This is a genomic window from Pseudomonas sp. FSL R10-1350 (assembly GCF_009600525.1).
Classification (GTDB): Bacteria; Pseudomonadota; Gammaproteobacteria; order Pseudomonadales; family Pseudomonadaceae; genus Aquipseudomonas; species Aquipseudomonas helleri.
Genome location: NZ_WIVR01000003.1, coordinates 118,784 through 136,197, shown reverse-complemented (window position 1 = coordinate 136,197; position 17,414 = coordinate 118,784). Strand labels below are relative to the sequence as shown.

The following is a 17,414-nucleotide window of genomic DNA, read 5'->3' as shown; positions in this document are numbered from 1 at the left end:
GGTAGGAATTTAGATAAGGCGGCATGATCGCCCCATAACAATCCGAATAAGCGCGAAATCATGACGCGACTCGCCAGAGCTACCGACCCTTCCTACGAACTGATGGACGACCATAACGGCTTGTCGATCATTTATCGCCAGCATGGCTTCCCCTGCCCCTTGGTCCGCTGGCACTTCCACAAGGAATACGAGCTGCACCTGATTATGGCCAGCAGCGGCAAAGTATTTGTCGGCGACTATATCGGCAATTTTTACCCTGAAACACTGTTTCTGACCGGGCCCAACCTGCCCCACAACTGGATCAGCCAGGTGGGCGAGGATGAAGTGGTGCCCTTGCGCGACATGCTGGTCAACTTCACGGATGAAATGCTCGAAAACGCGAGCACCGTGTTCACCGAGCTGAAAGCCCTGACGCCGATGCTTGAGCGGGCGCAGTACGGTATCGAGTTTCGTTGCGCTAAAACCATTCGCCGGGCGGTCGACCTGATGCAGGCCATTGCTGACGCCACCGGAACCACACGCCTGGGGCATTTTTTGATCCTGCTGCAGTTGCTGGCCGACTGCGACGATTATCAGCTGTTGTCTGGCGTGACGGCAGGGCACTTGGCTGACGAGCAGACCATCGACCGTACCAACCGCGCCGTTGATTATATTTTTACTCACTACGCCCGCGAGCTGCCCCTGGAAGAAGTGGCCGCGTACATGGGCATGAAACCGACCTATTTCTCGCGGGTGTTCAAACAGGCCACCGGGCGTTGTTTTATCGAGTTTGTGAACCGTTTGCGCATCAGCAAATCCTGCGAGCTGCTGGCCGACGGCGAAAAAGCCGTCACCGACGTCTGTTTTGAGTCGGGGTTCAACAATATTTCCAACTTCAATCGGCGTTTTCAGCAGCTCAAAGGCATGACTCCATCACACTATCGGCGCCTTGCCGTCCAGCGTTTAACCGAGCAAAACCAGCCGCTGCCGGGTGAGCGTCAGCGCAGTGCAAAATAGTATCGGTTCAAGTGTTTCCAAAGCTTTGTCACGACGGTGATTGAGGGCTGTAATCAGCCCACGTGCAGGTCTCTGGGCCGGCAGCTATAAAAACAATAACCGTCCTTCAAAAGCCGCCTGGCCGATGAAGAGGAGTGCTCAATGAATATTCCTGTCAAAGCGTTATGTGTGGCGACTTGCATGACCCTCAGCGGCATCGCCTTGGGCGCGCAAACCCTGACCATCGCCACGGTCAACAACAGCGACATGATCCGTATGCAAAAGCTCGCGAAAACCTTCGAGAGCGAACACCCCGATATCAAGCTCAACTGGGTCGTACTCGAAGAGAACGTCCTGCGTCAGCGCCTGACCACCGATATTGCGACCCAGGGCGGCCAGTTCGACGTACTGACCATTGGCATGTACGAAGCCGCACTGTGGGGCGCCAAAGGCTGGCTTGAACCCATGACCGACCTGCCCGCCACGTATGCCATCGAAGACGTGTTCCCGTCAGTGCGTGACGGTTTGTCAGTCAACGGCACGCTCTACGCCCTGCCGTTTTACGCCGAAAGCTCCATGACCTATTACCGCACCGACCTGTTCAAAGAGGCAGGTCTGACCATGCCTGAGCACCCGACCTGGGAACAGATCGCAGGCTTTGCCAAACAACTGAACAAACCCGATAAAGAGCAATACGGCATTTGTCTGCGCGGCAAAGCGGGTTGGGGCGAGAACATGGCTCTGATCGGCACCGTGGCCAACGCCTATGGCGCGCGCTGGTTCGATGAGAAGTGGCAGCCAGAATTTACCGGCCCTGAATGGAAGAACGCCCTGAACTTCTACGTCAACACCATGAAGGAGTCCGGCCCTCCGGGCGCGACCAGCAACGGTTTCAACGAAAACCTGGCGCTGTTCAACAGCGGTAAATGCGCGATCTGGGTTGACGCCAGCGTCGCCGGGTCATTTGTTACTGACAAGTCCCAGAGTAAAGTTGCTGACCATGTCGGCTTTACCTTTGCCCCGCAGCAAGTCACCGACAAAGGCAGCGCCTGGCTTTACTCCTGGGCACTGGCCATTCCTACCAGTTCCAAAGCCAAAGACGCCGCAAAAACCTTCAGCACCTGGGCAACGTCCAAGGAGTACGGCGCTTTAGTGGCGGAAAAAGACGGCATCGCCAACGTGCCGCCGGGCACGCGCAACTCGACCTACACCGACGCCTACCTGCAAGCCGCGCCGTTTGCCAAAGTCACGCTGGAATCGCTCAAAGCCGCCAACCCCAAAGACCCGACCCTCAAGCCTGTGCCTTATGTGGGCATTCAGTTGGTGACGATCCCTGAGTTCCAGGCCATCGGCACCCAGGTCGGCAAATTGTTCTCGGCGGCGCTGATTGGCCAGACCACAGTGGACCAAGCGCTGGCGGCCGCCCAGCAATCCACTGAGCGCGAAATGAAACGTGCGGGCTATCCAAAATAGTCGACCCAACGCCAAAAACTTGTGGGAGCGGGCTTGCTCGCGATACAGGCAACTCGGCACACCTGATTCACTGAGGTGGTGCGATCGCGAGCAAGCCCCCCCCACAAACGCTTTGCGTTATTTTTCAGGTACTTACCATGACAACTTCGACTGTTACGACAGCGATTGACGCTCCGCCGCAGGTGCGTAAATCACGGCTGCTCAACCCCGGCTGGTTTCTGGTCTCACCCTCCGTGGCGCTGTTGCTACTGTGGATGATCGTGCCGCTGGGCATGACCCTGTACTTTTCGCTGATCCGCTACAACTTGCTCTACCCCGGCGAAAACCAGTTTGTCGGGCTGGAAAACTTCACCTACTTCCTGACCGACTCGGGCTTTTTGCCGGGCGCCACCAACACCTTGCTGCTGGTCGGCAGCGTGCTGTTGATCAGCGTGGTCTTTGGGGTGTTGATCAGTGCCCTGCTGGAAGCCACTGAGTTCATGGGCCGCGGCATTGTCCGGATATTGCTCATTTCACCCTTTTTCATCATGCCCACGGTGGGCGCGCTGATCTGGAAGAACCTGATTTTCCACCCGGTATCCGGGATTCTCGCGGCCGTCTGGAAGTTCTTCGGCGCCCAGCCGATTGACTGGCTGGCGCATTACCCGCTGCTGTCGATCATCATCATTGTTTCGTGGCAGTGGTTGCCGTTCGCCATTTTGATCCTGATGACCGCCATGCAGTCGCTGGACCAGGAGCAAAAAGAAGCCGCCCGCCTCGATGGCGCAGGGCCGATTGCGATTTTCTGGCACCTGACCCTGCCGCATCTGGCTCGCCCGATTGCCGTGGTGGTGATGATTGAAACCATCTTCCTGCTGTCGGTGTTCGCCGAAATCTTCACCACCACTAACGGCGGCCCCGGCTACGCCTCGACCAACCTTGCCTACCTGATCTACAACCAGGCACTGGTGCAGTTCGACGTCGGCATGGCGTCGGCCGGTGGGTTGATCGCCGTGGTTATCGCCAACATCGCCGCCATTATTCTGGTGCGCATGTTGGGTAAAAACCTGACAGACAAGTCGTGAGGATCACGTGATGACACTCCAACAATCCCGCCGTCTGCAAAGCGTGCTGCTCGGCACCCTGGCCTGGGCCATCGCGATCATGATTTTCTTCCCGATCTTCTGGATGGTGCTGACCAGCTTCAAGACCGAACTCGACGCGTTTGCCTCGCCGCCGCAGTTTATCTTCACCCCGACGCTGGAAAACTACCTGCACATTGAGCAGCGCAGTGGCTACTTTCACTTTGCCTGGAACTCGGTGGTGATCTCGTTCACCGCGACCATCTTGTGCATGTTGATCGCGATCCCGGCCGCCTACTCCATGGCGTTCTACGAGACCAAGCGCACCAAAGGCACGCTGCTGTGGATGCTCTCCACCAAGATGTTGCCGCCGGTGGGCGTGCTGATGCCGATTTACCTGCTGGCCAAAAGCTTCAGCCTGCTCGACACCCGTGTCGCGCTGATCATCATCTACACCTTGATCAACCTGCCGATTGTGGTCTGGATGATTTACACCTACTTCAAGGACATCCCCAAAGACATCCTCGAAGCCGCCCGGCTGGACGGCGCCACTCTGTGGCAAGAGGTGATTCGCGTGCTGCTGCCCATCAGCAAGGGTGGCCTGGCGTCGACCTTATTGCTGTCGCTGATTCTGTGCTGGAACGAAGCCTTCTGGTCGCTGAACCTGACGTCCTCCAGCGCTGCACCGCTGACCGCCCTGATCGCCTCTTATTCAAGCCCTGAAGGGTTGTTCTGGGCCAAATTGTCGGCCGTCTCGACCCTGGCCTGCGCGCCGATCCTGATTTTCGGCTGGATCTGCCAGAAGCAACTGGTGCGCGGCTTGTCTTTCGGCGCTGTTAAATAAAAATAACGACTGGAGGCTCATCATGGCCAACCTGAAAATCAAGAATTTGCAAAAAGGTTTCGAAGGGCTGTCGATCATCAAGGGCATTGACCTTGAAGTGAATGACCGGGAATTCGTGGTGTTTGTCGGCCCGTCGGGCTGCGGTAAATCGACCCTGCTGCGCCTGATTGCCGGGCTTGAAGAAGTCACCGGCGGGACCATCTCCCTGGACGGACGTGACATCACCGAAGTCAGCCCGGCCAAGCGTGACCTGGCGATGGTGTTCCAGACCTACGCGCTGTACCCGCACATGACCGTGCGCAAGAACATGTCGTTTGCGCTGGATCTGGCGGGCGTGCCCAAAGCCGACGTCGAGAAAAAGGTCAACGAAGCGGCGCGCATCCTTGAACTGGCGCCCTTACTTGAGCGCAAGCCCAAGCAGTTATCTGGCGGGCAACGCCAGCGCGTGGCCATTGGCCGGGCGATTGTGCGCAACCCGAAGATTTTCCTGTTTGACGAACCGCTGTCCAACCTGGATGCGGCACTGCGAGTGCAAATGCGCCTGGAACTGGCGCGCCTGCATCAAGAACTGCAAGCCACCATGATTTACGTGACCCACGATCAGGTCGAAGCCATGACCCTGGCCGATAAGGTGGTGGTGCTCAACGCCGGTAAAATCGAACAGGTCGGCTCGCCGCTGGAGCTGTATCACCACCCGGTCAACCTGTTTGTCGCAGGCTTTCTCGGCACGCCGAAAATGGGCTTTTTGAAAGGCAAAATCAGCCGCCTCGATAGCCAGGGCTGCGAAGTCGCGCTGGATGCGGGCACGCGCATTCAACTGCCTTTAATCGGCCCTTCGCTGAGCCTGGGCAGTGAGGTGACACTGGGCATTCGCCCCGAGCACCTGAACCTGGCCAAGCCCGGGGACTGCACCCTGACGGTCACCGCTGACGTCGGTGAGCGCCTGGGCAGCGACACCTATTGCCATGTGATCACTGCCTGTGGCGAACCCCTGACCATGCGTATTCGCGGTGATATGGCGAGCCAGTACGGCGAGCAATTGCACCTGCATCTGGACAGTGAACATTGCCATTTATTTGATGCCCAAGGGCTGGCCATAAGCCGTTCCTTGCGTGCTGCTGCCTGACTCTGACGCGCTTTTTTTGAGATCGCACCCATGAAATTGAACCGTCGTAACCTCGACAACCTGACCTCACAAGTGGCCAAGCCAACCTACCTCGACAGCGACACGCAGCACGGCATCGCGCATTTCGGGGTCGGCGGCTTTCACCGCGCGCATCAGGCGTTTTATACCGATGCGCTAATGAATGAAGGGCGCGATCTGGACTGGAGCATCTGCGGCATCGGCCTGCGCCCCGAAGACCGTAAAGTGCGTGATGACCTGGCAGGCCAGGACTACCTCTATACCTTGTTCGAACTGGGCGACAGCGACGACACGCAAAGCCGCATCATCGGCTCGATCAGCAACATGCTGCTGGCCGAAGACAGCATCCAGGCGGTGATCGACAAACTGGCCAGCCCGCACATCCGCATCGTCTCGCTGACCATCACCGAAGGTGGCTACTGCATCGACGACAGCACCGGCGAATTTATGGCTCATCTGCCGCAGATTCAGCAGGACCTGGCCCAGCCGCACGCACCGCGCACGGTGTTTGGCGTGTTGTGTGCCGCCCTCGCCCAACGCCGCGCCAACCACACCCCGGCCTTTACCGTAATGTCGTGCGATAACCTGCCGCATAACGGCAATGTGGCCCGTAAAGCCCTGCTGGCCTTCGCCGCGTTGAGCGACCCGGATTTGCACGACTGGATCGCCGCCAACGTCAGCTTCCCCAATGCAATGGTCGATCGCATTACGCCCATGACCAGCAACGCCCACCGTTTGCAACTGCACGACCAGTTGGGCATCGACGATGCCTGGCCGGTGGTGTGCGAGCCGTTTATTCAATGGGTGCTGGAGGACAAGTTCAACAACGGCCGCCCCGCCTGGGAAACGGTGGGCGTGCAGCTCACCGACGACGTCACGCCCTATGAAGAAATGAAGATCAAACTGCTCAACGGCAGCCATCTGGCGCTGACATACCTGGGCTTTTTGAAGGGTTATCGCTTCGTCCACGACACCATGAACGACCCGCTGTTTGTGGCGTACATGCGCGCCTACATGGACGAAGACGTCACCCCGCAACTCGCCCCCGTGCTGGGCATTGACCTTACGACCTACAAAAACACGCTGGTGCAGCGCTTCTCCAATCAGGCGATTGCCGACCAATTGGAGCGCGTGTGCTCTGACGGCTCGTCGAAATTCCCCAAATTCACCGTGCCGACGATCAATCGCCTGATTGCCGACGGCGCTGAATTGAAGCGTGCCGCCCTGGTGGTCGCGGCGTGGGCGTTGTACCTCAAGGGGGTTGATGAAACCGGGCAAACCTATGCCATTCCGGACCCGCGCGCAGAGTTCTGCCAGGCGTTGGTGGCTGATGACGAACTGATCGTGCAGCGCCTGCTGGGGGCTGAGGAGATTTTTGGCACGGTGATCCCGCAGTCGGCCGAGTTTGTGGCGGCCTTTGAGTGGTGCCTCAACAGTTTGCGTGAAGTGGGCGTGAGCGGGACGCTGGAGAGTCTGGCGCGGCTGTAAAAGCGCCTATCCCCCCCACCCTCGTCCGCGATCACACGTACTGCAAGGCCAAGCTTCTATGAAACATCTATATCTGGGCATCGATTGCGGCACCCAGGGCACCAAAGCCCTGGTCCTCGACAGCCAGTCCGGCCAGGTGCTGGGGTTGGGGGCTGCCGCTCACACATTAATCCAGGGCGAAAACGGCCGTCGCGAGCAAGACACCGAGCAATGGCTTGAGGCCTTGCAGATCGCCACCCGTCAGGCCCTGGACAACGCCGGGGTCAGCGGCCTGCAGATTCAGGGCATCGGCGTTAGCGGCCAACAGCACGGGCTGGTATTGCTCGACGCAGACGGTAATGTCCTGCGCCCGGCCAAACTCTGGTGTGACACCGAGTCCAGCGACGAAAACCAACAATTGCTGGACTGGCTGGGCGGTGATACCGGTTCGCTGGAACGCTTGGGGCTGGTGATTGCACCGGGTTATACCGTGTCCAAATTGCTCTGGACACGCCGTCACCATCCGCAGGTGCTTGAACAGACCGCGCATATTCTGCTGCCCCACGACTACCTGAACTTCTGGCTGACGGGGCGCTATTGCAGTGAATACGGCGACGCTTCCGGCACCGGCTATTTCAATGTGCGAACCCGCCAGTGGGATTACGGCATCTTGTGCCACATCGACCCCAGCGGGCGTCTGGAACAGGCACTGCCGCAGTTGCTGGAGCCCCATCAAGCGGTCGGCACACTGCGCCCGCACGTCGCCCACTTGCTGGGCCTCAACCCGAATGCCGTGGTGTCCAGCGGAGGCGGCGACAACATGCTGGGCGCCATCGGTACGGGCAATATCAGCCCCGGGATCATCACCATGAGCCTCGGCTCTTCGGGCACCGTGTACGCATTTGATGCGCAAGCGCAGATCAGCCCGTATGCCTCTGTGGCGAGCTTTTGTTCCTCCAGCGGCGGCTGGCTGCCGCTGATTTGCACCCTTAATCTGACCAACGCCACCAGCGCTGTTCGTGAATTGTTCGGGTTGTCCGTCGAGGCCTTTAATACGCTGGCCAGCCAAGCCCCGATTGGCGCCGACGGGATCAGCATGCTGCCGTTTTTGAACGGTGAACGGGTGCCCGCCCTGCCCCATGCCACCGGCAGTGTTCAGGGCCTGACCCTGACCAATATGACCCAGGCCAATCTGTGCCGCGCCGCCATCGAAGGCACCACCTTTGGTTTGCGTTACGGCCTGGATTTATTGCGCCGTAACGGCCTGCAAAGCCAGGCCATTTGTCTGGTTGGCGGCGGCTCCAAAAGCGCACTGTGGCGCCAGATGGTGGCCGACATCATGAACACCCCGGTGGTCTGTACCGAGCAAAGCGAAGCGGCGGCACTGGGGGCCGCCATTCAGGCGGCATGGTGTGTCAGCGCAGGTGCCGAGACCCTTGAAGACCTCTGCCAACGTTGCGTGCGCCTAGAGTCAAACAGTCAGACAGACCCCGACCCGACCCATGTCCTCGCCTATGAACAGGCTTATCAGCGCTACCGAGAGCAGGTAAGCGCCTTAACCGAGTGAGACTTATGTACCTGGTATGCGGTGAAGCGTTATTTGATTTTTTTGCCCAGGCGGACACCGCCGGCTTGCCGAATAAAGTCGGGTTTAATGCGATTGCCGGCGGTTCGCCCTTCAACGTGGCCGTGGGCTTGCGCCGACTGGGCGTCGAAGCCGGGCTGTTTGCCGGGCTTTCCACGGACTATCTGGGCAAACGCCTGAAACAGGTCCTGCTCAACGAAGGCGTGGCGGATCAGTATTGGTGGGAGATCGATGCACCCACCACCCTGGCCATGGTCGCGCTGGATGCCAATGGCGTGCCCAACTACAGCTTTCGCGGAGAAGGCTGTGCCGACCGGCAACTGCACGTGCAGCACCTGCCAACGTTGGGGCCGCAGATACGTGGTGTGCACGTCGGCTCGTTCTCGCTGGTGGTGCAACCGATTGCCGATACGTTGCTGGCCTTGGTGCAACGCGAAAGCGGCAAGCGCCTGATCAGCCTTGACCCTAACGTGCGGCTCAACCCTGAGCCTGATATCGAGGTGTGGCGCCAGCGGATCAAACAACTGATCCCCTATGCTGACCTGATAAAAGTCAGCGATGAAGACCTTGAGTTGCTGTATCCGGGACAAGACCCGGAGCAGATCGCGCAATCCTGGTTGAGTCAGCGTTGTCAGTTGGTGTTTTTGACCCGGGGTGCCCAGGGCGCAAGTGTGTTCAGTCGCGAACACGGGCAGTATTCGGTGCCTGCCCAGTCGGTGACCGTGGCCGATACCGTGGGCGCCGGTGACACCTTTCAGGCAGCGGTCATCGCCTGGCTGACCGAGCAGCAACGGGATTCAATAGAAGGCTTGCAGCAGTTGAGCAAAGCGGACATCGCCGCCCTGCTCGATTTTGCGTGCCGTGCGGCGGCACTGACCTGCAGCAAAACCGGGCCGGATTTGCCGTACAGGCACCAATTGGATTAAGACATCTCTTGTAGGAGCGAGCTTGCCTCGCGATCTTTTGATCTTTAAAAGCTCGCGAGGCAAGCTCGCTCCTACAGGGGGATGGTTACCAGATCGACAGGTTATAGCCGACGATCAGTCGTGTTTCGTCGACGTCGCGGGCAAATTTTGAGTAGTTGGTGCGGTAGGTCGCATTTCTGAAGCGCACGCTGACGTCTTTGAACAGGCCGCTCTGCACCACGTATTTGAGCTCGCTGTCGCGTTCCCACTCTTTGCCTTCTTCGTTGCGGCCAACCACTTTGATGTTGTCGCCGTTCACGTAGCGGGTCATGAAGGACAAACCGTCGATGCCCATGGCCTTGAAGTCGTAGTCGTAACGCAGTTGCCACGAACGCTCTTGCGCGTTGGCGAAGTCGTTGACCTGAACATAGTTGACCAGGTACGGATTGGTCCCATCCAGGTACGGCATTGAGGTCTTGCCGTTCAGGGTCTGCCAACCGGCGCCGAACTTATGACCGCCCAAGGAGTAAGACAGCAGAGTGCCAAAGGCGCGGTTATCGATGGTCCCGGCTCTGGACGAGCCGCTATCATCGCTTTTCAGCAAGCGCACATCGGCGGCCAGCACACCCGGCCCCATCGGCTGCTTGGCCAACAGGCCAATGAACTGCTGACGGTAAATGTCTTGCAGCTCAGCGTAGTGGTACTGCGCCGTCAGTTGGTCGTTAACCTTGTAATCGAGGCCGTACATCGTGAAATGGTCAGCCGTGATGTTGCAGGCATAACGCTTGTTTTTGCAGTTCAGCCGCAGGTCCTGGGAGTCGGTCGAGTCCCGCGCGGTGTAGCGGTCCAGACGCGAAGCCATGAACTTCAGGTCTTTGATTTCCTGGGACTCCAGCATCGCGCCGTTGAAGATGTTGGGCAGCAAACGGCCGTCGTTGTACTTGAGCAACGGCAGGTCAGGCAGCAAGGTGCCGTACTTGAGCACGGTCTTGGAAACACGCATTTTGGCGGTCAGGCCACCTTTGGCGTATTGATCTTTGGAACGACGCGGATCGCTGCCGGTCGAAGGCAGCAGGCCGCTGTTACTGTTGGCCGGGCTGGAGTCCAACTTGATCCCCAGCATGCCCAGCGCATCGAGGCCAAAGCCGACGGTGCCTTCGGTGTAGCCCGATTGCAGGTTGAGGATAAAGCCTTGAGCCGTCTCGTCGCGCTTGGAAGCGCCTTGAGGGCTTGAACTGCTGCCATCGCGGAAGTCGCGATTGAAGTACACCGTGCGCGACTCCAGCGAGCCGCTGCTGTCTTCAAAAAAACCGCCGGCCTGCGTCTGGGCAGCGAAACCGGCACACACGGCCAGTGCACTCATACGCGCCATGCGGCTTTGCTTCAACGATGAAAAAGGATGAACCATGACCATGCTCCAGCAGCGAATCTTTCGCGCAACAAAAACAAGGGACGTCGCACCTGCGGTGAAATACCGACGCGAATCCCTTGCCTGTAAAAACGGGGCGCAATTGTACGAAAGGCTAAGCTCGACACTCATTGGACCTTAGTCGCACGCTCAAGCACGGGCTTTTCAAGATCATTAATAGCCTTTAGCCGCTATCCGGCATTAAATACACTTCTTTTAGCTTCACACTCGGGACTTATCCATGAGCGCCGTTTTTACCACCCGCCAACTCACGGCGTTGGCACGCAGCCCTTTGGGCCAGATCACTGACTGGCCGCAAAGCCTGCGCACCAGTGCGCAAATGGTCATGCACTCACCCATGCCAATGTTGCTGCTGTGGGGCGAAGAACTGACGCAAATCTACAACGACAGTTTTGCCGCACTGGCGGGCAACAAGCACCCGGCAGGCTTTGCTCAGCCGCTGCATTTCAGCTGGCCAGAATACGCAGAGTTCAGTCGACCGGTGATTGCCTCGGTACGGGCCGGGCAAAGCCGCTCGTACCTGGACCAGTACTTCCTTTATCCGGACCAGAAGCACGCCACCGAACTGTGGCTGGACCTGACCTTCAGCCCGGTTCATGACGAGCAAGGCAACGTGGCGGGCATCCTGATGACGGCAGTCAAGACCTCGCGCCGCAGGCGCACCGCCATCAAGTTGCGCCAACGCTCGCTGGCCAGCCGCAAAGCCCAACACGACACTGAAGAGCGTCTGCAATTGGCACTCACCGCCACCAACGGCGTCGGCACCTGGGACTGGAACATTGACCAGGACCTGTTTGTTACCGATAGCCGCTTCGCGCAAATGCACGGCATCGAGCCGCAGCTTTCCGGGCAATTGCCGATCACCGCCTACCTGCAAGGCGTGCACCCTGATGACCGCGCACTGCTGACCCGTACGATCAAGGACTGCGTGACCCGCAACGGCGAGTATGCCCAGGAATATCGCCTGCAGAACCTGGACGGCAAGGTGCGCTGGATTTTTGCCCGGGGCCGTTGTTTTTCCGGCGGCCCCGGCAGTGCTCAGCGCTTTATGGGCGCGGCGCTGGACATCACCGAGCGTAAAAAAACCGAACAAGCGCTGCTCAATCTCAATGAAACCCTTGAAGAGCGCGTAGCGCAGCGCACCCAGGCATTGGCCGAAGCCAACGCGCAACTGCAACGTGAGATGCACGAGCGTGAACGGGCCGAAGAAGCTTTGCGGCATGCCCAGAAAATGGAAGCCGTGGGCCAGTTAACCGGCGGTATCGCCCACGACTTCAACAATATGCTCACCGGGATTCTCGGCAGCCTGGACTTGATGAAGCGTTACATCGCGGCCGGGCGGATCACCGAAGTGGGTCGTTTTACCGACGCAGCGGTGTCTTCGGCACAGCGTGCAGCGGCCCTGACCCACCGATTGCTGTCGTTTTCCAGGCGCCAATCACTGGACCGCAGGCCGCTGGACCCCAACCAACTGGTCAGCTCACTGCAAGCGCTGTTCAGCAGTACTAAAGGGGCCAACATTGATTTGCACGTTGAACTGGGCGAAGACGTCTGGGCCGTGAACACTGACAGCGGCCAGCTCGAAAGCGCCCTGCTCAACCTGATTATCAATGCCCGTGACGCCATGCCAGACGGCGGCGAGTTGGTCGTGCGTACCGCCAATACCTACCTCACGGACAGCCAGTCCAGCACGCTTGAGCCGATCAAGGCCGGTGAGTATGTGATGTTTGAAGTCAGCGACAACGGTGCGGGCATGACTCCGCAAATTCTTGCCAAGGCCTTTGACCCGTTCTTTACCACCAAGCCGGTGGGCCAAGGCACCGGTCTGGGCCTGTCGATGATCTACGGCTTTGCCCAGCAGTCCGGCGGGCACGTCAGCATCATCAGCGAAAGTGGCTCCGGCACCCGCGTGCGCTTGCACTTGCCGCGCTACCTGGAGAAAACTCAGGCATAATCCGCGCCCTCGTAAAAAGCCCCACAGTTGCAAGGTATCTGCCCCATGAAAGCTCAAGCCCGTCACATTCTGGTCAAGACCGCCGAAGAAGCCGAGTCGCTCAAGCAGCGCATTGCCAAAGGCGAAGCCTTCGATGTGCTGGCAAAAAAGTTCTCTACCTGCCCGTCAGGCAAGCGCGGGGGTGACTTGGGCGAAGTGCGTCCGGGGCAGATGGTCGGGGTGATTGATCAGATCATCTTCAAAAAGCCGCTGCGCGTGGTGCACGGCCCGGTGAAGAGCAAATTCGGCTATCACCTGGTGCAAGTGTTTTACCGCGACTGAATCGGTTAACCCTGCGGGAACAAACCCCTACCTCCTTTATGTTATTGCCCTGCACCTTCCATAGCCTCAAGCTATGCACTTCCTAAAAATCATAAAGTGCGTTTCAACGAGGCTGTTGTGTCCAAAGGTATTGTTTTATCGGTTCTGGCATCGAGCCTGTTCGGTGTCATGTATTACTACACGTCCATGCTGTGGCCCCTCAGCGGGGCTGAGATATTCGGTTGGCGGATGCTTCTGACGCTGCCATGCATGACGCTGTTCATGTTTTTCTCGGGTGACTGGCGACACGTCCCGGTGATCTTCTCCCGCCTGCGCAAGCAGCCTCGGTTGTGGGGCGTGCTGGCGGCTTCCAGCGCGCTGGTTGGGGTGCAACTCTGGCTGTTCCTGTGGGCGCCGCTTAACGGGCATAGCCTGGATGTGTCGCTGGGGTACTTTTTGCTGCCGCTGACCATGCTGCTGACCGCGCGCATCGTGTTTGGCGAGCACTTATCACACTTGCAAAAAATCGCTGCTGCCCTGGCCACCATTGGTGTGGCCAACGAGGTCTATCGCGTGGGCGGGTTCTCATGGACCACGCTGCTGGTGGCCATTGGTTACCCGGTGTATTTCGTGCTGCGCAAACGCATGGCGACCGACAACCTCGGCGGTTTGTGGTTTGACATGCTGTTGCTGATCCCGATTGCCTGGTGGTTCGTGCAAAGCGGCGAACACGGTTTCGACGTGGCCAGCGAGCGAGCAGCACTGTATGTGCTAATCCCGATTCTGGGCGGCATCAGTGCCCTGGCCTTGATCAGCTACATCATTGCCAGCCGGATGCTGCCGTTCAGCCTGTTTGGCTTGCTCAGCTATGTTGAACCGGTGTTGCTGGTACTTGTCGCCCTGCTACTGGGCGAAAGCATCAGCTCAGGCCAATGGCTGACGTACATCCCGATCTGGCTGGCGGTAATGGTGCTGATCTTTGAAGGGTTTAAACACTTGGTGCGCCAACGTCGCTCTGTGTAACGTTTGAGCCTGTCCGGGTGTGGCACACACTACCGTTAATCACTTTTTCAGAAAACACGAACGCTCGTTTAAAACTACTTTGGCCCAGTATTTGCTTGGACTTTTAGAGCTTGATCGTATTCTGTAAGTCTTTGAGCCAAGTCACTGGTTTAAAAGGGATTTGCCAACGACCTCCAACAACCTCAATCTATGTGCCCACTCTCATGAGTAACGCTGTAGATCCATTGAGGTTGTTGTGTCTAAAGGTATTGTTTTATCGATTTTGGCTTCCTGCTTGTTTGGCGTCCTGTACTACTTCACTTCCCTGCTTTGGCCGCTTGATGGCCAGGAAATCTTCGGCTGGCGAATACTGATCTCGCTGCCCTTCATGACTCTGTTTATCTGCTTCTCTGGTGATTGGAAATGGGTTCCCATAATTTTCAATCGCTTACGAGACAAACCTCTTCTAATTCCTTGCGTACTGGTCACCAGCTTTCTGGTCGGCGTGCAGCTATGGATGTTTATGTGGGGGCCGATCAACGGGCACGGCCTGGATGTGTCATTGGGTTACTTTCTGCTGCCGCTGACCATGATTCTCACCGGGCGCATTGTCTACGGCGAGCATCTTTCGCATTTGCAGAAAATAGCCACCGCCCTGGCCGTGATTGGCGTGGCGAACGAGTTGTACCGCACCGGCGGGTTCTCCTGGACCACACTGGTTGTGGCCATCGGCTACCCGATGTACTTCGTGCTGCGCAAGAAAATCGGCATCGATAACCTGGGCGGTCTGTGGCTGGACATGCTGCTGATGGTGCCGGTTGCGCTGTGGTTTGTGCTGGCGGGCCAGCATGTAGATCTCGATGCGCAGCGCCAGGCACTGTATTGGCTGGTGCCCTTGATGGGGATCATCAGTGCGGCCGCCGGCTTTTCTTATATTCTCGCCAGCCGTTTGCTGCCCTTCAGCTTGTTTGGCCTGCTCAGCTACGTTGAGCCGGTGCTGCTGGTGGCCGTCGCCCTGTTGCTGGGCGATAGCCTGGAAGAAGGCCAATGGCTGACCTATGGGCCGATCTGGCTGGCCGTGGCGGTCTTGGTGCTTGAAGGCTTGAAACACGTGAGCCGCCAACGCCGCTCGATCTGAGGCAAAGCGCGGGTTCGCCCGCGCTACGTTGCGTCAGACTGGCAACCACAGCTTGAAACGCGCCCCGCCCAACGGCGATTGCTCAACATTCAAGGTGCCGCCCTGGGCTTCCAGGGCTCGCCTGCTGATGGCCAGCCCCAGGCCAAAACCACCGGTTGCCCGATCGCGGCTGCGGTCCAGGCGGTAAAACGGCTCGAAGATGCGTTCTCGTTCTTGCTCGGGAATGCCGATGCCGTCGTCATCCACCCACAGCGAACAGCCTTTGGCATTGAGGCTAACCCCCACCTGAATCCGTCGATCGCAGTAGCGCATGGCATTGCGCAACAGGTTTTGCAAAGCCCGGGCCGTCAGCCTCGGGTCGAGGGCAAAACGCTCTTCGGTGCCGTGCAGCATCACGTCGAGGACGATTTCCGGGGCTTCAAGCTCCTCGTCAAAACTGCCGAGGATGCTGTCGATAAACTCTGCCAGTGACACCTCGATGCGCTCCGGGACCAGCGCCGGGTTTTGCAGACGGCTGAACGACAGCAATTCCAGCACCAATTCATCCAGCTCGCGGATATGCCCGACCAGCACCTGCAAGCGCTCACGACTGGCGGGCGGCAGATCGTCACAGAGTGCCAGCGCCAGGCCAAAATCGAGGCGGGTCAATGGGGTACGCAACTCATGTGAGACCGCGTTGAGCAAATCCCGCTGCTGGTTGAGCAGGTTCTCGATGTCCTGGGCCATCGTGTCAAAGGCGCTGGCCAGGCTGTAAATGTTGGAGCGCGGGGATATCTGCGTACGCTCGCTGAGCTGCCCCTGACCAATACGTGCCGCCGTGCGCTTGAGCCGCTCAAGATCGCGCCAGTGCGGGCGCAGCCACAGCAATAAGCCCGCGAGCAACGCCGCACCAATCAACACGTTGATGCTCCAATACAGCACGTTCAGGTCGAACGGATCAGGCGGCATCACCAGTTCGATGGCCTGCTCGCCGTTCAGCGGCGAAACCACCCGCGTGCGCCAGCCCCACTCACCGATGCGCAACACGCCCTGCCCCTGATGTAACTGGTGCTGCTCGGCGGTGCTGAACTGCGGGTCAGTAATGGGCAGCAGATTGATCCGCAACGGCGCGAATTGGCTATCAAGGGCCTGTGCTAACTCGGGCCACTGCTGCGCAGGCACCTGGTCAAACTGCTTGACCAGCAAGGCTTGCATGCCGCGTGACATATCAACGTTGTAATTCATGAAACGGTCGTGAAACACCGCCACGATCATTTCCGGCACCAGATAAATGGCCCCGGCGAACGTCACGATAGTCACCAGATACAGACGGATGAGAATTTTGAACACGAATCAGCATTCCCATTCCGAGCGGCTGAACAAGTAACCTTTGCCCCACACAGTTTTGATTTTGCGGGCTTCACCGGCGTCATCGTCGAACTTGCGGCGCAATTTGGAGATGGCCACGTCAACCGAACGGTCGGTGCCGTTGAATTCGATGCCGCGCAGACGTTGCAGGATCTGGTCGCGACTGAGCACTTCGCCGGCATGCCGGGCCAACACCACTAAGAGGTTGTATTCGCCGCTGGACAGTTCGATGATGTCGCCGCGCCATGTCACTGTGCGTTCCGACAAGTCAATGCACAGGTTGCCCATCAGGATCCGGTCACTGGCGACGTGCGGCTCTGCCAGGCTGCTGCGCCGCAATAAAGTGCGCACACGCGCCAACAGGACGCGAGGGTCGCAAGGTTTTGTCACATAATCGTCGGCCCCCATCTCTAGCCCCAGAACCTGATCATGACTATCGTCGCGCGCAGTCAACATCAGGATTGGCAAGCTTTCGGAGTCAGCTCGCAGTAATCGGCAGACCTGCAAACCATCCAGCCCCGGTAACATCAGGTCGAGAATCACCAGATCCGGGGGGTTGTTTCGCGCTCGATCACGCACTTGGTCACCGCGCGCAATGACATTGACCTGGTAACCATTGCGTTCGAGATAACTGGCGATCAGTTCGGAGAGTGCGGCGTCGTCTTCGACCAGCAAGATAGTGGGCATAATAAATGCTTACAACCGGGGGAAAACCCAAAGGATATACAACCTCTCAGGGATAGGAGCAGAACCTTCACACTTTTTCACACACCGCCTACACAGCTTCACA

General features: G+C 58.3%; 15 protein-coding genes. 12 read left to right on the top strand and 3 right to left on the bottom strand.

The window, feature by feature from the left end; genetic code table 11:
• Positions 1-60: 60 nt before the first annotated feature.
• From GHO25_RS02590 to GHO25_RS02555, 8 genes are all read left to right on the top strand, one after another.
• The gene (locus tag GHO25_RS02590) at positions 61-996 is read left to right on the top strand and encodes an AraC family transcriptional regulator (RefSeq protein ID WP_153389821.1); all 936 of its coding nucleotides are present in this window, start codon (positions 61-63) and stop codon (positions 994-996) included.
• 141 nt (positions 997-1,137) lie between these two features.
• A complete protein-coding gene (locus tag GHO25_RS02585; protein WP_153328930.1) occupies positions 1,138-2,448 on the top strand; it encodes a sugar ABC transporter substrate-binding protein in 1,311 nt (436 codons plus the stop codon).
• A 137-nt stretch (positions 2,449-2,585) separates the two neighbouring features.
• Positions 2,586-3,512 carry a carbohydrate ABC transporter permease gene (locus tag GHO25_RS02580; protein WP_048371714.1) on the top strand — a complete coding sequence of 309 codons (927 nt, stop codon included), beginning with the start codon at positions 2,586-2,588 and terminating at the stop codon, positions 3,510-3,512.
• Positions 3,513-3,519: 7 nt separating this feature from the next.
• Positions 3,520-4,353: a carbohydrate ABC transporter permease gene (locus GHO25_RS02575; RefSeq protein ID WP_178109950.1), complete on the top strand. Its 834-nt coding sequence runs from the start codon at positions 3,520-3,522 to the stop codon at positions 4,351-4,353.
• A 22-nt stretch (positions 4,354-4,375) separates the two neighbouring features.
• Positions 4,376-5,479: an ABC transporter ATP-binding protein gene (locus tag GHO25_RS02570; RefSeq protein WP_048371717.1), complete on the top strand. Its 1,104-nt coding sequence runs from the start codon at positions 4,376-4,378 to the stop codon at positions 5,477-5,479.
• Between the two features lie 30 nt (positions 5,480-5,509).
• Complete coding sequence (locus GHO25_RS02565; protein WP_153389819.1) at positions 5,510-6,985, top strand: mannitol dehydrogenase family protein; 1,476 nt, start codon at positions 5,510-5,512, stop codon at positions 6,983-6,985.
• A 58-nt stretch (positions 6,986-7,043) separates the two neighbouring features.
• On the top strand, positions 7,044-8,531 hold the full coding sequence (gene xylB, locus GHO25_RS02560; RefSeq protein ID WP_153389818.1) for a xylulokinase: 1,488 nt from the start codon (positions 7,044-7,046) through the stop codon (positions 8,529-8,531).
• A gap of 5 nt (positions 8,532-8,536) precedes the next feature.
• Complete coding sequence (locus GHO25_RS02555; protein ID WP_153389817.1) at positions 8,537-9,475, top strand: carbohydrate kinase; 939 nt, start codon at positions 8,537-8,539, stop codon at positions 9,473-9,475.
• Between the two features lie 85 nt (positions 9,476-9,560).
• On the opposite strand, the gene GHO25_RS02550 is transcribed toward GHO25_RS02555, so the two are convergent.
• Positions 9,561-10,862, bottom strand: coding sequence for an OprD family porin (locus tag GHO25_RS02550; RefSeq protein ID WP_153389816.1), 1,302 nt, complete (start codon positions 10,860-10,862; stop codon positions 9,561-9,563).
• Positions 10,863-11,103: 241 nt separating this feature from the next.
• On the opposite strand from GHO25_RS02550, the gene GHO25_RS02545 reads away from it, so the two are divergent.
• The 4 genes from GHO25_RS02545 (at position 11,104) to rarD (GHO25_RS02530) (ending at position 15,277) form a co-directional block, all read left to right on the top strand.
• Positions 11,104-12,837, top strand: coding sequence for an ATP-binding protein (locus GHO25_RS02545; protein ID WP_048391441.1), 1,734 nt, complete (start codon positions 11,104-11,106; stop codon positions 12,835-12,837).
• A gap of 45 nt (positions 12,838-12,882) precedes the next feature.
• On the top strand, positions 12,883-13,158 hold the full coding sequence (locus GHO25_RS02540) for a peptidylprolyl isomerase (RefSeq protein ID WP_019409622.1): 276 nt from the start codon (positions 12,883-12,885) through the stop codon (positions 13,156-13,158).
• 117 nt (positions 13,159-13,275) lie between these two features.
• On the top strand, positions 13,276-14,160 hold the full coding sequence (rarD, locus tag GHO25_RS02535; RefSeq protein WP_048371730.1) for an EamA family transporter RarD: 885 nt from the start codon (positions 13,276-13,278) through the stop codon (positions 14,158-14,160).
• A 235-nt stretch (positions 14,161-14,395) separates the two neighbouring features.
• Positions 14,396-15,277, top strand: a complete 882-nt coding sequence (gene rarD / locus GHO25_RS02530; protein ID WP_178109949.1) for an EamA family transporter RarD — start codon at positions 14,396-14,398, stop codon at positions 15,275-15,277.
• Between the two features lie 33 nt (positions 15,278-15,310).
• Here rarD (GHO25_RS02530) and GHO25_RS02525 read toward each other — a convergent pair whose 3' ends face one another.
• Both GHO25_RS02525 and GHO25_RS02520 read right to left on the bottom strand, forming a co-directional pair.
• Positions 15,311-16,606: an ATP-binding protein gene (locus GHO25_RS02525; protein WP_178109948.1), complete on the bottom strand. Its 1,296-nt coding sequence runs from the start codon at positions 16,604-16,606 to the stop codon at positions 15,311-15,313.
• Positions 16,607-16,609: 3 nt separating this feature from the next.
• On the bottom strand, positions 16,610-17,311 hold the full coding sequence (locus tag GHO25_RS02520) for a response regulator transcription factor (RefSeq protein ID WP_048371735.1): 702 nt from the start codon (positions 17,309-17,311) through the stop codon (positions 16,610-16,612).
• Positions 17,312-17,414 lie beyond the last annotated feature (103 nt).

Excerpts from the sequence above, each read along its gene's own strand:
- GHO25_RS02590 (WP_153389821.1), top strand. The coding sequence starts at position 61 with ATGACGCGACTCGCCAGAGCTACCGACCCTTCCTACGAACTGATGGAC.
- GHO25_RS02585 (WP_153328930.1), top strand. The coding sequence starts at position 1,138 with ATGAATATTCCTGTCAAAGCGTTATGTGTGGCGACTTGCATGACCCTC.
- GHO25_RS02580 (WP_048371714.1), top strand. The coding sequence starts at position 2,586 with ATGACAACTTCGACTGTTACGACAGCGATTGACGCTCCGCCGCAGGTG.
- GHO25_RS02570 (WP_048371717.1), top strand. The coding sequence starts at position 4,376 with ATGGCCAACCTGAAAATCAAGAATTTGCAAAAAGGTTTCGAAGGGCTG.
- GHO25_RS02565 (WP_153389819.1), top strand. The coding sequence starts at position 5,510 with ATGAAATTGAACCGTCGTAACCTCGACAACCTGACCTCACAAGTGGCC.
- xylB (WP_153389818.1), top strand. The coding sequence starts at position 7,044 with ATGAAACATCTATATCTGGGCATCGATTGCGGCACCCAGGGCACCAAA.
- GHO25_RS02555 (WP_153389817.1), top strand. The coding sequence starts at position 8,537 with ATGTACCTGGTATGCGGTGAAGCGTTATTTGATTTTTTTGCCCAGGCG.
- GHO25_RS02550 (WP_153389816.1), bottom strand. The coding sequence starts at position 10,862 with ATGGTTCATCCTTTTTCATCGTTGAAGCAAAGCCGCATGGCGCGTATG.
- GHO25_RS02545 (WP_048391441.1), top strand. The coding sequence starts at position 11,104 with ATGAGCGCCGTTTTTACCACCCGCCAACTCACGGCGTTGGCACGCAGC.
- GHO25_RS02540 (WP_019409622.1), top strand. The coding sequence starts at position 12,883 with ATGAAAGCTCAAGCCCGTCACATTCTGGTCAAGACCGCCGAAGAAGCC.
- GHO25_RS02520 (WP_048371735.1), bottom strand. The coding sequence starts at position 17,311 with ATGCCCACTATCTTGCTGGTCGAAGACGACGCCGCACTCTCCGAACTG.